We start from the raw sequence: 10,909 nt of genomic DNA on the forward strand, positions 1-10,909 counted from the left end.
GTGCCTCTCGGACGAGGCCCGCCGGGGACCGGCGGCCGTCAGCCACCATCGCTCCTCCCGCCCGGTCCGGCGCCGTCGCGCCGCAGGTCGGCGTCGGTGAGCGACTCCAGCTCGCCGTGCGTGTCCAGCCAGTACAGGAGGGCGACGGCCGGGGCGACGATCACCAGGGCCACGAGCGTGACGAACGCCAGCCACGTCAGGGTGGAGGGGGCGCCCGCGGCGTCGGCCACGGTCAGCGAGGTGGGGATGAGGTAGGGCCGCTGGGCCATGCCCCAGGCGAGGACCGCCGCGGCGACGACCCCCACCGCCGTGACGCGTACCCAGATGCCCGGCGGGCGCAGCAGCAGCCATGCCGTGGCGAACGTGGCCGCCACGGCCAGGAGGACGAACAGGAGCCCCAAGCCGTGGGTGAGGCCGTGCCAGATGTGCGGGGCGTCCGAGCGCGTGACGAACAGCGCGACCACGGCCAGTACGGCGACGACGGCCAGCGCGGCCAGGGCCCGCCCCCGGAAGTGGTCGACCAGATCGGGCACGTCGAAGCGGCGGGCGTCACCGGAGAGGAACACGGCGCCGAGGAAGGCCGTCGTCGCGATGGCCAGCAGCCCGAACACCAGGGAGGTCGGGTTGGACCAGGCCCTGGCCGAGGCCTCCGTGCCGAGCGCGACCCGGCCGGAGGCGATGCCGCCGACGGCCGCGCCGAGGAAGAAGGGCGTCACGAGTGAGGACAGGGCGAACAGGACCCCGAACAGGCGCCTCCCGGCGATCCGCCGGGAGGCCTTGCGGAAGGCGAAGCCAGCGCCGCGCAGGACCATGCCGACGGCGGCCAGGGCGAGCGGCAGCCACATCGCGGAGAAGACCGTCTGGAAGAAGACCGGGAACCCGGTCCACATGATGACGAAGATGAAGATCAGCCAGACGTTGTTGACCTCCCACACCGGAGCCATGGCGTGGTCGATGAGCCACCGGGTCCGCTTGCCCCGCTCCGCCCCTCCCGCGGCCAGGTCCCAGAAGCCGGCCCCGTAGTCGGTGCCGCCCGCACAGGTGTACGCGGTCACGGCGAGCAGCAGCACGAAGGCGATGACGTCGGCGCTCACGGGCGGCCGTCCCCGGACGTGGACGGGACGGGCGAGCGCGGGCCGTACGGAGTGTCCGCCTCCGGGCCCTCACCCGGGCCCTCCGCCTCCTGTTGCGCGTCGGCGAGCCGCCATCGGGTGCGCATCTTGAGGAGGACGGCGAGGAACGCGCCGAAGACGAACACGTACACCACGATCACCAGCCCGAACGTGATCCACAAGGTCGTCGAGCGGGTCGCCGTGACCGCCTCGGCGACCCGCATGTTCTGGTAGACGATCCACGGCTGGCGCCCCACCTCGGTGGTGACCCAGCCGCACTCCACGGCGACGACGGACGCGACGCCCGCGCAGGCCGCGCTGCGCCAGAACCACTTGGATTCCGGCAGCCTGCGGCGCCGCCACCAGACCAGCGCGTACCAGAGGGCGAGCAGCACCAGCACCGACCCGATCACGACCATGAGGTCGAAGGCCCAGTGGGCGATGGTCGCCTGGGTGGCGTTCGGCCGGTCGCTCGCGGGCACCGAGGTCAGCCCCGTCACCTTGGTGTCCGGGCTGAAGCCCGCCAGGACGGAGTCGAGCTGGGGGATCTTGATACCGCCCGAGACGGTCCCGTCCGGGTGCAGACGGCCGAAGAGGTACTCGGGCATGTGGGTGTCGGTCTCCCAGACGATCTCCATGGCGGCGAACTTCACCGGCTGCTTCTGGAACACCTGCCGGGCGATGGAGTCGCCCAGGAAGAACTGGATCGGGGTGGCGATGGCCGCGACGGTGAAGGGCACGGTGAAGCCGAGCCGGTGGTAGTGGTCCCGGCGGCCGCGCAGCCAGCCGACGGCGTACACGCCGGCCACCACGTACCCCGCGGTCAGCAGCATCGCCACGACGAAGTGCCAGTACTGCGGCCCGAACATCGGGGTGAAGACGGCCTTCCAGATGTTCACGTCGACCGGGTTGCCGGCGGAGTCGAGGGAGAAGCCCCGCGGGGTGTTCATCCACGAGTTGGCGGCCAGGATGCCGAACGCCCCCATCAGGGCGGCGGCCGGCAGCGGCAGTCCGAGCAGGAAGTGCGTACGGGGTTTCAGCCGGCGCCAGCCGTACAGGTAGACGGCGATGAGCACCGCTTCGAGGAAGAAGGCCCACGCCTCGACGCCGAAGCCGATCCCGAACACGTCACCCCACTTGCCCATGAGCCCCGGCCAGAGCAGGCCGAACTCGAAGGACAGGACGGTGCCGGTGACGACTCCGACGGCGAACTGCACCGCCATGACGGCCGACCAGCGCCGTGCCAGCAGCAGGGCCGTGGGGTCGTTGTGGCGGAGCCCCCGGTAGTGCATCAGCAGGGTGATGAACGGCAGGGCCACGCCCATCGGCACCAGGATGATGTGCGAGGCGAGCGTGAAGGCCATGAGCTGTCTGGCCGGGAGCAGCTGGGCCGGGGCGTCCGCCGCCAGCAGGAGAACCGTGGTGTGCATGCGTGCCTTCGCTGCTAGGAAGCCGGGCCGTCCAGGCCGTCTCTTTCGGATCTTGCCGGGCCCGCGTCGTACGGCACCGCGCCCAGCCCCGTTGTCGGGGCTCCCGAGCGCGTCCGGTCCGAGAGGGACGACCTAGCCGCCGGTGGCGAACCCGGGGAAGAGGGTCATTCCGCCGTCGACGTAGAGGGTGGTCCCCACCACGTAGTCCATGAGGTCGCAGGCGAGGACGACGACCGCGTTGGCGATGTCCTCGGGATCGCCGATCCGGTCGTACGGGATCAGTTTCAGCAGGTCTTCGCGGGCCTGCGGGGTCTCCCAGGCGCTGCGGTTGATCGGCGTCCTGATGGCTCCGGGGGCGACCGCGTTCACCCGGATCTTCCGCGGTGCGAGCTCCTGGGCCAGGGTCTCCATCATCATCTGCACGCCGCCCTTGGAGGAGGCGTAGTTGACGTGTCCCGCCCACGGGATGAGCTGGTGCACCGAACTCATGCAGATGATCTTCCCGGCCGCCCGGGACACCTCGGGCACGACGCCGCGCCGCACGAACTCCTTCGTCGCCTCGCGGGCGCACAGGAACTGCCCGGTCAGGTTGACGTCCAGGACCTTCTGCCACTGCGCGAGGGTCATCTCGGTGAAGGCGGAGTCCCGCTGCAGACCGGCGTTGGCGACCATGATGTCGATCGTCCCGAACTCCCGGACCATCCGGTCCACCATGGCGACGACCTGGTCCTCCTGCGACACGTCCGCCTCGTACGCCGCCGCGCGCACGCCGAACGAGGTGATCTCCCGGACCACCTCCTCGGCGGACTCCTGATCGGCCACGTAGTTCACGACCACGTCGGCGCCGGCCCTGCCCAGCCCGATGGCGGTCGCCTTCCCGATACCGGAGTTGGCGCCGGTGACCAGAGCCTTCTGGCCCTTGAGCAGTTGAGCCGGAACCACACCCTGCGGTGTGCCCACGGTGGAATCCACGTTGTGCTGCCTCCTCGACGAGCCGGCCCCGGCGTGCCCCGGCCGCGGCCGGCCGGACCGACCGCCCACGTAATCACCGGCAGTGGCGGGGGGCCTGCCGGGCGGGTCCTGGTTGGGCCGTTCGGCGGAGGTTCTTCCTCCGGTCGGCGCAGGTCGGCGCGGCTCGGGCGAGGACCCGCGCGAGGGCCCGCGCGCGGCCCGGGGAGGCGGTCAGTTCAGCCGGGACAGGAGGTGGTCGCCGACCCGCAGGGCGTTGGCGATGGCGGTCAGGGACGGGTTGACCGCGCCGATGCTCGGGAAGAAGCTCGTGTCGACGACGTAGAGGTTGTCGAGGTCGTGGGCCTTGCAGTTGACGTCCAGCGCCGAGGCGGCCGGGTCCGTGCCGAAACGCACGGTCCCCGCCTGGTGCGCGGTCGCCCCGATCGGCATGCCCTTGTGCAGGTAGATGCTGTGCGGCAGCAGGTGGTGTTCGTGCATGCCCAGGTGCCCGAGCATGCTCTGGAGCTTGTGCCTGAGCCGCCCCAGACCCTCGATGTTGTTCTTCTCGTCCAGCGAGAGGTGGATGGCGCCGTCGGCGTCCAGGGTGACCCGGCTGTCGGGCAGCGGAAGGTCCTCCCCGCACAGCCAGAAGTCGACCGCGTGGTGCGCCAGCACCTCGAAGGGCATGTCCGGGGTGACGGCTCCGGCCCAGCGCGGGGCCTCACCGTGGATCTGCTCGGCGTCCGACTTGCCCAGCATCTGGATGCCGCCCAGCGGGAAGTCCCAGTCGTCCGCACCCAGATACCAGTCGTGCAGCGCGAGCGTCTTTTGGAACTGCGTGGGGTTGGGCTCCTTCGACACCGCCATCAGGGCCAGGTTGTTGTGCCGCATGTAGTGCCGGCCCACCACGTCCGAACTGTTGGCAAGACCCCGCGGGTGACGGTCGTTGGCCGAGGCCAGCAGCAGGGCGGCGGAGTTGACCGCCCCGCAGGAGACGACCACGACGTCCGCGCAGAAGCGGGTCTCGGACCCGTCGGCGAGCCGGACCACGACCGCCGTGACGGTGCGCCCGGTCGCGTCGGTCTCCAGGCGGACCACGTGGGCATGGGTGACCAGCTCGACGCCCGGGTGTTCCAGGGCGGGCTCCACGCAGATCACCTGGGCGTCGGACTTGCCGCGCACCAGGCAGGGGAAGCCGTCCACCCGGTTGCAGCGGATGCACACGCTGGAGGGAACGGCCCGCCCGTCGGCGTCCTGGACGAGGTCGACACCGATGGGCAGGTGGAAGGGGTGCAGCCCCCGCTTCTCCAGGTCTTCGCTCAACTGCTGTATGCGCGGCTCGTGTTCGACGGGCGGGTAGGCGTACTGCGCGCTCGCCGGCCCCTCGCCGGGGTCCTCGCCGTGCCGTCCGTGGACGCGGTAGAGGTGCTCGGCCTGCGTGTAGTACGGCTCCAGGTCCTCGTACCGCAGGGGCCAGGCGGGGGAGATGCCGCCGTGGTGCCGGATCTCGCCGAAGTCCTCGGGCCGCAGCCGGAAGAGCGCGGCCCCGTAGAACTTGGTGTTGCCGCCGACGTAGTAGTTGACCTCGGGCGGGAACTCGTTGCCGTGCTCGTCGAACCAGAACTCCGGCGCCCGGTACTTGCCCTTGACGAACACGGCGGTGGACTCCCAGTTGTCCCGCTCCCGCGGCAGGTAGCCGCCGCGTTCGAGGAGGAGCACACGCTTGCCGGAGGGCGCCAGCCGATGCGCGAGGGTACCGCCCCCGGCGCCGGTGCCGATGATGATGACGTCGTAGTGGGGAGAGTCGCCCACGTCGACCACCGTCCTTGGGCTCGTGGCCCCGCCCGGCGGGCCGGACCTGTCACTCCGCGGAGCGGAGGCCAAGCATCCCCACCCATTCGAAGCTAGCCGCCCGTCCACCTGACGGCGACCCGGAGGAGACCCCCGCGGTTCGGCCGCGGCGGGCGGCCCCGGCCGCGGGCCGCCCGTTCACAGCACGGCGATCGGGTTGACGGGCGAGCCGGTGGCGCCGGGCAGGCGCAGCGGGGCGACCACGCACAGGAAGCTCCACCGGCCGGTCAGCGCGCAAGTCCCCGCCAGCTCCTCGAACTGCAGGTAGTCCATGAGGTGCACGCCCATCGCGTGCACCGCCAGCACGTGCACGGGGAAGGCGACGTCCGCCACCGCGCTGGGCGCGGTGTCGTTGTTCCCGTCGCCGCCCAGGACGGCCACCTCCCGCTCGGCCAGGAACTCCATGGCCTCCGGGTGCAGCCCGGCCCTGGCCCGGGCCGCCTCCCACGCCCCGAGCTCCCCGCGGCGACGCCGGTGCCCCACCCGTACGAGCAGCAGGTCCCCGGGGCCGACCCGGACGCCCTGGGCGGCCTCGGCCGCCGTCAGGTCGTCCGCCGTCACGTGGTCCCCCGGCTCCAGCCAGGGCACGCCCCGCAGCAGTGGGACGTCCAACAGCACACCCCGCCCGGCGATGCCCTCCCGGACCAGGTCCACGGAGAGCGAACGGACCTCCGCGGCCGTCGCGCCGACGGCTGGGACACCGCCGTAGAACTCGCCGTCGTACAGCACGTGGTTCAGCGCGTCGAGGTGGCTGTCCGCGTCACCGTGGACGTTCATGGCGAACCGGTCGAGCGCGAAGTGCAGTCCGTCGGCCCCGGCCTCCCCGGGGGCGGGGCCGGTCATGCGGTGCTTCGCCGGCTCCGGGTTGTCCGGGCCCGGCCGGGTCTCGATCGGCGCGGCCAGGGACACCGTGCGGCCCAGCCGGACCTCGGCCGCGGCCGCCGCGACACGGGCGGGCGTCAGATGGCGCAGCGCCCCTCGGTGCGCCCCTCGGCGGCCGCCGTCCGCGCCGCCCTGCACGCCCGCCCGTGCCGCCCGGCGCAGCCGTTCGTGGAGCGTCCGGAAGTCCTCCCCGCTCATGGGCCGTGCGACGGGCGGTTCCGGTTGCCCGGTCATCGGAACGCCGCCCCACCGGCGGTCACCCACGGGCGCAGGCCCCAGCGGAGCGCATGGCCCGCCCCCGGCTCCAGGACGGTGAGAGCGGTACCCGTGCGGAAGGCGTCCGCGGGGCACGACATGGCTTCCACCGCGACACCGCGCCGGCGCCGCTCGGGCTGCCCCAGGGTGTCGCCCGTGTAGACCTGCACGTACCGGGTGCCCTCGCCGAGCCACAGGTCCGTGCCGCGCCGCCCCGACGGGTGCGCCAGCCGGACCACGGCGCGGCCGGTCCCGTCGCGTTCGAGTCCGGTGAAGGCGGTGTCCAGCGCCCCCGCGCCGATGGGACGGGCGGTACGGAAGTCGTACTCCGTCCCCTCGACGGGCGCCTCACCCGTCGGCAGGCCCTCGTCGTCGGTGGTCAGCCGGCGGCCGGCGGGCACGGTCAGCAGCGCCGTGTCGACGAGATCGGTGCCGACCGTCAGGTACGGGTGCTGCCCCACGCCGTACGGAGCCCTCGTGCTGCCGGTGTTGACGGCGCCGACCAGGACCTCCAGCCCGTCGTCGGTGAGCCGGTATTCGGCGGACACCTCCAGCAGGAAGGGGTATCCGGGCTGCGGATGGAGGGTGGTGCCGACCCGCACCGCTTCGCCGGAGCGGGCCAGCAACCGCCACGGGACCCAGCGCAGCAGCCCGTGGATCGCGTTGTGCCTCTCCGGCTCGCTCAGCGGAAGGTGCAGGTCCGCGCCGTCGAAGCGGTAGCGGCCGCCGCCGACCCGGTTGGGCCAGGGCACGAGCAGCTGCCCGCGCCCCGAGGTGACGGGCTCGTCGGCGGCGAACCCGTCCAGCAGGGGCACGCCGTCGGCCTCGTAGTGGCGCAGGGCGCCGCCCAGTTCGACCACGACGGCGCGCTGCCCGCCGTGGCGCAGCTCCCACTGCTCACCTGTCGGGCCTGCGGACCGGGGTGCCTGCTCGGACACGGGAGCCTCCTCGGACGGGGCGGAGGGGGCCGACGAGGCGGTGAGGCCCAGTAGGGAGAGTGCGGCCGCCACCACGGCCCGCGGCGGCTGGTCGATCTCCACGACCACGGGGTGCTCGTCGGGCTGCGGTTCCTGGAGGTCGGCGAACTGGCTGTCCAGCAGGGCCGCCGGGAAGAAGTGGCCGTGCCGCGCCTGCAGGCGGGCCCGGAGCAGCTCCCGCGCACCGTGCAGGTACAGCAGGCGCACGCCGGGCCGCCCGTGCAGCAGCCGGTCCCGGTAGGAGCGTTTGAGCGCGGAGCAGGTGACGACCGCCGGCCGGTGCGCGGCGGCCTCCTGGTCCATCCAGGCGCCGATGGCTGCCAGCCAGGGGGCCCGGTCGGCGTCCGTGAGGGGTTGGCCTGCGGCCATCTTGGCGCGGTTGGCCGGGGAGTGGAACTCGTCCGCGTCCCGGTGGGGCCAGCCGAGCCGCTCCGCGAGCAGCCCGGCCACCGTGGTCTTGCCCGAACCGGACACGCCGACGACGAGCACCAGCGGAGTCGGCTGCCCGGCTTGCGCCGGCATCCGGGCTCAGTCCCCCGTGAGACCGGGTGCCGTGCACAGCGCCCAGACGATCAGGCCGTCGATCGCCAGGAGCACCAGGGCCCAGAACGGCGTGTACGGCAGCCACATGAAGCTCGCCACCATGCTGAGGCCCGCCAGCACCAGGCCCACGATCCGCGCCCACAGGGCGCCCCTGATCACAGCCAGTCCGGCGAGGAGGATCACGATGCCCAGCATCAGGTGGATCCAGCCCCAGCCCGTGAGGTCGAACTCGTAGGCGTAGTGCGGGGTGGGGATGAAGACGTCGTCCCCGGCGATAGCGGAGAGCCCCGAGAACAGCATCATCAGTCCGCCGAAGACCATCAGGAACCCGGCGAAGAGCAGCCAGCCGTTGCGGGCGCCGAAGCCGCCCTTGCGCGCGGCCGGGGCAGCGCTGTTCGGGCGGGCTCCGCCCACGTTACTCGTCATGACACGCTCCTTGCGATCCGGATCGGCGGGCGGCCGCGCCTGTCACCTCGCGGCGGGGCCCGGGGTGCCGACCGCCTTGCCCACCGGGGGAACTTCGGGCCCGGGCGGCAGCAGTTCGGTGACCACGAAGGCGACCACGGCCGAGATGATGACGACGGGGATCATCGCGCCGCTGCCGAGCAGCAGGACGACGAGGACCACGCTGCTGACCGGAAGCCGCAGCGCGCTGGTGGCCGCGGCGGCCATGCCGGCCGCGAGGCCCGGTACGACTCCCAGCCCGGGCAGCGGCGCGAACAGCACACCCGCGGCGGCGCCCAGGAACAGCGCCGGGAAGATGGGGCCGCCGCGCAGGCTGCCCAGACAGAGCGCGTAGGCAGCGCCCTTGCACAGCAGGACGGCGACCAGCGCCCCGATGCCCCAGGCCTGCGGATCGGCGGCCAGGCTGCCCATCACGGCCTGGCCCGAGGAGGCCACGTCGACGGGGGAGTTGCCGGTGACGAGCGCGTACAGCGCGCCGAAGGCGCCGGCCGCCACGGCGCATACGGTCGTGTGGGCCACCGGCCGCCTGGCCACGTACACCGCGGCGTACCGGCCGCCGGCCAGCACCACGTGCATGAAGACGCCCATGGCGGCCGCCAGGACCACCGACCACAGGACGTCGCCGGCGTCGAGACGGGGGAAGGGGGCGTTCAGGTCCAGCGTCAGGCTGCCCGACGACAAGCCCGTCCAGCGGCCGAAGCCGGTGAACACGAGCTCGCCGATCCCGCTGGAGAGCAGGGCCGGCAGCATGATCGCGAACAGCTGCGGTCCGCCCACTCCGGCCACCTCCATCAGCAGCACGGCGCCGACCAGCGGGTTGCCGAAGATCGCGGAGATGGCCGCGGCGGCTCCGGCCGCGGCCAGGATGACCGTGCTCTGCGGTGTGGCGGGCGCTTGGGCCAGGTCCCTGAAGAGCAGCGCGAGCCCGCCGCCGAGTGCGATGAGCGGCGCTTCCGGGCCGAGGGTCGCACCGAGCGGCAGACTGAAGACCGCCGCCAGGACGACCCCCGGCAGCGCCGCCGAGGTCGCGCCCCCGGCGTGCAGACCGGACGCGGGGATGTGGCCGCCCGCCCCGGGCAGCCTGGTCACCACCAGGGCGACCAGGACGCCTGCGACCAGCAGCAGCGGCAGGGGCCACCACCAGGGCGGCTCGTTCCAGCCGAGCGCCTCCGGGAGGTCGGCCCACATCACGTGCTCCAGCTGGTGGAGCGCGACCAGGAACCAGAACGCCGCGAGGGAGACCGGGATGCCGATGAGGGCGCAGAGGACGAGCAGCTTCAGGTAGCCCGGCGTGCGCAGCATGTCCCGCAGCCGGTCGCCCTCCGCGGATTCCCCGGCCGGTGCTGGTGCTGGGGTACGCGGTGCCGTCATGGGGCCATCCCCTTCCGTCCCCGGTGACCGACCGGCCTCTCAGCCGAGGAGTCTGCTCTTCTGCTGCGTGAACTCCTCCTCGGTGAGCAGCCCCTGGGCCTTCAGCTCGCCCAGCTTCTGCAGCTGGTCGAGCTTGCTGCTCATGTCGTCGCCGACGGGCGGGGGCGGGGCGGCCGGGGCGGGCGGCGGAGCGGCCTGCGGCTCCTCCTGCTGGGCCCAGCGGCCCGCCTGCCGCCGCGACACGCGGTTGGACACCGCGGTGGCGGTTCCCGCCACCACGGCGGTACGGGCGACACCGCGAAGAAGTCCGGGCATGGATCGTCATCTCCCAGGTTGTTCAAGGGGGGAGACGGCCGCGACGCGCGGCCGGTCCCCGGATCGGGAAGCAGGGCCGAGCCGTGCGGCCCGCGCTCACGCCTCCATCGCGTCGAGCGAGGCCAGCAGTGCCTGGACCGGAATCCGGCCGCTGGCCACCAGCTGGGCTCCGCCGCGCCGCAGGGCACGGGCGAACGGCGCCGCCCAGACGTTCTCGTACACCAGGATCCCGGCGGAGCTGTTCGCCTCCAGGGCGGCACCGGCCTCGTCGATGTCGTCCTGGCCGAGCAGGCCCGAGGCCGCGCCCTCGAAGACGGACAGGTCCATCTCGCCGCCGCCGACGTCTCTCAGCTCCAGTGCGACCACCGAGCCATCGGCATCCTTGCGGACGAAGACCAGGTCGAGGATGCGGATGATCCCGCGGTCCACCAGATCGACGAGCAGGGGGAAGCCCTCTCCGGTCATCTTGTTGCCTGGGAACTCGACGACCAGGTAGTCGACAGGCCCCATCATCTCGATGTCGTCGCTCATCACCACTCCTCGTGTGCGCCGCGGTGGGGGTGACCGCGCCGTGGGCCGGCCGCCCGATTCCGGTGGCGCATTCCGCGGCACACCGGCTCAGGGGCGGCCCACCAGCTCATTGCAGCACCCCGCCGACGCCTTCGCACCTTCGGCCACCGGGCCGCGACGGACGCGGGTGGACCGGTGTCGTGAACGGCGTATGGCAGTCGTGTTGCGGGCCGCGCCGTCCCCTTCA

At 72.8% G+C, this 10,909-nt stretch carries 10 protein-coding genes; all 10 read right to left on the minus strand.

Annotated elements, in window-relative coordinates; genetic code table 11:
• Positions 1–38 precede the first annotated feature (38 nt).
• Positions 39–1,094 (minus strand): cytochrome d ubiquinol oxidase subunit II, encoded by a 1,056-nt coding sequence (locus tag ACZ3X1_RS24945; RefSeq protein ID WP_467281012.1) that lies wholly within the window; start codon positions 1,092–1,094, stop codon positions 39–41.
• A complete protein-coding gene (locus tag ACZ3X1_RS24950; protein ID WP_356814498.1) occupies positions 1,091–2,542 on the minus strand; it encodes a cytochrome ubiquinol oxidase subunit I in 1,452 nt (483 codons plus the stop codon). The genes ACZ3X1_RS24945 and ACZ3X1_RS24950 overlap by 4 nt, the downstream gene beginning before the upstream one ends.
• A gap of 132 nt (positions 2,543–2,674) precedes the next feature.
• The gene (locus ACZ3X1_RS24955; RefSeq protein WP_467281013.1) at positions 2,675–3,514 is read right to left on the minus strand and encodes an SDR family oxidoreductase; all 840 of its coding nucleotides are present in this window, start codon (positions 3,512–3,514) and stop codon (positions 2,675–2,677) included.
• Between the two features lie 210 nt (positions 3,515–3,724).
• Positions 3,725–5,305 carry a GMC oxidoreductase gene (locus tag ACZ3X1_RS24960; RefSeq protein WP_467281014.1) on the minus strand — a complete coding sequence of 527 codons (1,581 nt, stop codon included), beginning with the start codon at positions 5,303–5,305 and terminating at the stop codon, positions 3,725–3,727.
• A gap of 177 nt (positions 5,306–5,482) precedes the next feature.
• The gene (locus ACZ3X1_RS24965) at positions 5,483–6,424 is read right to left on the minus strand and encodes a cyclase family protein (RefSeq protein WP_467281015.1); all 942 of its coding nucleotides are present in this window, start codon (positions 6,422–6,424) and stop codon (positions 5,483–5,485) included.
• A 32-nt stretch (positions 6,425–6,456) separates the two neighbouring features.
• The gene (locus ACZ3X1_RS24970) at positions 6,457–7,980 is read right to left on the minus strand and encodes a gluconokinase, GntK/IdnK-type (protein ID WP_467281016.1); all 1,524 of its coding nucleotides are present in this window, start codon (positions 7,978–7,980) and stop codon (positions 6,457–6,459) included.
• A gap of 6 nt (positions 7,981–7,986) precedes the next feature.
• A complete protein-coding gene (locus ACZ3X1_RS24975; protein ID WP_467281017.1) occupies positions 7,987–8,427 on the minus strand; it encodes a DUF7144 family membrane protein in 441 nt (146 codons plus the stop codon).
• Between the two features lie 42 nt (positions 8,428–8,469).
• Positions 8,470–9,837 (minus strand): chloride channel protein, encoded by a 1,368-nt coding sequence (locus ACZ3X1_RS24980; protein ID WP_467281018.1) that lies wholly within the window; start codon positions 9,835–9,837, stop codon positions 8,470–8,472.
• 39 nt (positions 9,838–9,876) lie between these two features.
• Positions 9,877–10,152, minus strand: coding sequence for an SHOCT domain-containing protein (locus ACZ3X1_RS24985; RefSeq protein WP_356814491.1), 276 nt, complete (start codon positions 10,150–10,152; stop codon positions 9,877–9,879).
• A 96-nt stretch (positions 10,153–10,248) separates the two neighbouring features.
• Complete coding sequence (locus ACZ3X1_RS24990) at positions 10,249–10,683, minus strand: DUF6325 family protein (RefSeq protein ID WP_356814490.1); 435 nt, start codon at positions 10,681–10,683, stop codon at positions 10,249–10,251.
• Positions 10,684–10,909 lie beyond the last annotated feature (226 nt).

It is taken from the genome of Streptomyces sp. NPDC023541, assembly GCF_055559995.1.

Bases quoted from the DNA above. Each gene is read 5' to 3' on its own strand.
- ACZ3X1_RS24950 (WP_356814498.1), bottom strand. From the start codon at position 2,542: ATGCACACCACGGTTCTCCTGCTGGCGGCGGACGCCCCGGCCCAGCTG.
- ACZ3X1_RS24965 (WP_467281015.1), bottom strand. From the start codon at position 6,424: ATGAGCGGGGAGGACTTCCGGACGCTCCACGAACGGCTGCGCCGGGCG.
- ACZ3X1_RS24970 (WP_467281016.1), bottom strand. From the start codon at position 7,980: ATGCCGGCGCAAGCCGGGCAGCCGACTCCGCTGGTGCTCGTCGTCGGC.
- ACZ3X1_RS24975 (WP_467281017.1), bottom strand. From the start codon at position 8,427: ATGACGAGTAACGTGGGCGGAGCCCGCCCGAACAGCGCTGCCCCGGCC.
- ACZ3X1_RS24980 (WP_467281018.1), bottom strand. From the start codon at position 9,837: ATGACGGCACCGCGTACCCCAGCACCAGCACCGGCCGGGGAATCCGCG.
- ACZ3X1_RS24985 (WP_356814491.1), bottom strand. From the start codon at position 10,152: ATGCCCGGACTTCTTCGCGGTGTCGCCCGTACCGCCGTGGTGGCGGGA.
- ACZ3X1_RS24990 (WP_356814490.1), bottom strand. From the start codon at position 10,683: ATGAGCGACGACATCGAGATGATGGGGCCTGTCGACTACCTGGTCGTC.